The following is a 3179-nucleotide window of genomic DNA, read 5'->3' on the forward strand; positions in this document are numbered from 1 at the left end:
AACACAGTGGACGCGAGCAACTGAGGACAAGCCCTCGGCCTATTAGTACCAGTCAGCTCCACCCGTTACCGGGCTTCCACATCTGGCCTATCAACCCAGTCGTCTACTGGGAGCCTTAACCCTTCAAGAGGGTGGGAATACTCATCTCGAAGCAGGCTTCCCGCTTAGATGCTTTCAGCGGTTATCCTTTCCGAACGTAGCCAACCAGCCATGCCCTTGGCAGGACAACTGGCACACCAGAGGTTCGTCCGTCCCGGTCCTCTCGTACTAGGGACAGCCCTTCTCAATATTCCTGCGCGCGCAGCGGATAGGGACCGAACTGTCTCACGACGTTCTAAACCCAGCTCGCGTACCGCTTTAATGGGCGAACAGCCCAACCCTTGGGACCGACTCCAGCCCCAGGATGCGACGAGCCGACATCGAGGTGCCAAACCATCCCGTCGATATGGACTCTTGGGGAAGATCAGCCTGTTATCCCCGGGGTACCTTTTATCCGTTGAGCGACAGCGCTTCCACAAGCCACTGCCGGATCACTAGTCCCGACTTTCGTCCCTGCTCGACCCGTCGGTCTCACAGTCAAGCTCCCTTGTGCACTTACACTCAACACCTGATTGCCAACCAGGCTGAGGGAACCTTTGGGCGCCTCCGTTACTCTTTAGGAGGCAACCGCCCCAGTTAAACTACCCATCAGACACTGTCCCTGATCCGGATCACGGACCCAGGTTAGACATCCAGCACGACCAGAGTGGTATTTCAACGACGACTCCACAACCACTGGCGTGGCCGCTTCAAAGTCTCCCACCTATCCTACACAAGCCGAACCGAACACCAATATCAAACTATAGTAAAGGTCCCGGGGTCTTTCCGTCCTGCTGCGCGAAACGAGCATCTTTACTCGTAGTGCAATTTCACCGGGCCTATGGTTGAGACAGTCGAGAAGTCGTTACGCCATTCGTGCAGGTCGGAACTTACCCGACAAGGAATTTCGCTACCTTAGGATGGTTATAGTTACCACCGCCGTTTACTGGCGCTTAAGTTCTCAGCTTCGCCGACCCGAAAGTCAGCTAACCGGTCCCCTTAACGTTCCAGCACCGGGCAGGCGTCAGTCCGTATACATCGCCTTACGGCTTCGCACGGACCTGTGTTTTTAGTAAACAGTCGCTTCTCGCTGGTCTCTGCGGCCACCCCCAGCTCAAGCAGCAAGTGCTATCACCAGTGATGGCCCCCCTTCTCCCGAAGTTACGGGGGCATTTTGCCGAGTTCCTTAACCATAGTTCACCCGAACGCCTCGGTATTCTCTACCTGACCACCTGAGTCGGTTTAGGGTACGGGCCGCCATGAAACTCGCTAGAGGCTTTTCTCGACAGCATAGGATCATCCACTTCACCACAATCGGCTCGGCATCAGGTCTCACCCTGTATGTGTGACGGATTTACCTACCACACGGGCTACACCCTTACCCCGGGACAACCACCGCCCGGGCTGGACTACCTTCCTGCGTCACCCCATCGCTTACCTACTACAAGTCTGGTTCATCGGCTCCACCACTACCCTCAACTCCGAAGAGATCGGGCCGGCTTCACGGACTTAGCATCGCCTGATTCAGTACTGGGCGTTTCAAAGCGGGTACCGGAATATCAACCGGTTGTCCATCGACTACGCCTGTCGGCCTCGCCTTAGGTCCCGACTTACCCTGGGCAGATCAGCTTGACCCAGGAACCCTTAGTCAATCGGCGCACACGTTTCTCACGTGTGTATCGCTACTCATGCCTGCATTCTCACTCGTGAACCGTCCACAACTCGCTTCCGCGGCTGCTTCACCCGGCACACGACGCTCCCCTACCCATCCGTACGGGCGTTGGCCCTATGTGTACGAATGACACGACTTCGGCGGTACGCTTGAGCCCCGCTACATTGTCGGCGCGGAATCACTTGACCAGTGAGCTATTACGCACTCTTTCAAGGGTGGCTGCTTCTAAGCCAACCTCCTGGTTGTCTCTGCGACTCCACATCCTTTCCCACTTAGCGTACGCTTAGGGGCCTTAGTCGATGCTCTGGGCTGTTTCCCTCTCGACCATGGAGCTTATCCCCCACAGTCTCACTGCCGCGCTCTCACTTACCGGCATTCGGAGTTTGGCTAAGGTCAGTAACCCGGTAGGGCCCATCGCCTATCCAGTGCTCTACCTCCGGCAAGAAACACACGACGCTGCACCTAAATGCATTTCGGGGAGAACCAGCTATCACGGAGTTTGATTGGCCTTTCACCCCTAACCACAGGTCATCCCCCAGGTTTTCAACCCTGGTGGGTTCGGTCCTCCACGAAGTCTTACCTCCGCTTCAACCTGCCCATGGCTAGATCACTCCGCTTCGGGTCTAGAGCGTGCAACTCAATCGCCCTGTTCGGACTCGCTTTCGCTACGGCTTCCCCACACGGGTTAACCTCGCTACACACCGCTAACTCGCAGGCTCATTCTTCAAAAGGCACGCAGTCACGACTGCATGTGCAAGCACATACAGCGACGCTCCCACGGCTTGTAGGCACACGGTTTCAGGTACTATTTCACTCCGCTCCCGCGGTACTTTTCACCATTCCCTCACGGTACTATCCGCTATCGGTCACCAGGGAATATTTAGGCTTAGCGGGTGGTCCCGCCAGATTCACACGGGATTTCTCGGGCCCCGTGCTACTTGGGTGTCTCTCAAACGAGCCGTTGATGTTTCAGCTACGGGGGTCTTACCCTCTACGCCGGACCTTTCGCATGTCCTTCGCCTACACCAACGGTTTCTGACTCGTCTCACAGCCGGCAGACCATGAAAAAGAGATCCCACAACCCCGCATGCGCAACCCCTGCCGGGTATCACACGCATACGGTTTGGCCTCATCCAGTTTCGCTCGCCACTACTCCCGGAATCACGGTTGTTTTCTCTTCCTGAGGGTACTGAGATGTTTCACTTCCCCTCGTTCCCTCCACACTGCCTATGTGTTCAGCAGCGGGTGACAGCCCATGACGACTGCCGGGTTTCCCCATTCGGAAACCCCCGGATCAAAGCTTGGTTGACAGCTCCCCGGGGACTATCGTGGCCTCCCACGTCCTTCATCGGTTCCTGGTGCCAAGGCATCCACCGTGCGCCCTTAAAAACTTGGCCACAGATGCTCGCGTCCACTGTGCAGTTCTCAA

General features: G+C 56.5%; 1 rRNA gene. It reads right to left on the reverse strand.

The annotated features are described in order from the left end of the window. Nucleotides 1-22: 22 nt before the first annotated feature. Nucleotides 23-3147: ribosomal RNA gene (locus IG90_RS0138490) — 23S ribosomal RNA — on the reverse strand. Nucleotides 3148-3179: the final 32 nt, after the last annotated feature.

Source organism: Streptomyces anulatus (genome assembly GCF_000721175.1).
GTDB classification, from domain to species: domain Bacteria; phylum Actinomycetota; class Actinomycetes; order Streptomycetales; family Streptomycetaceae; genus Streptomyces; species Streptomyces anulatus_C.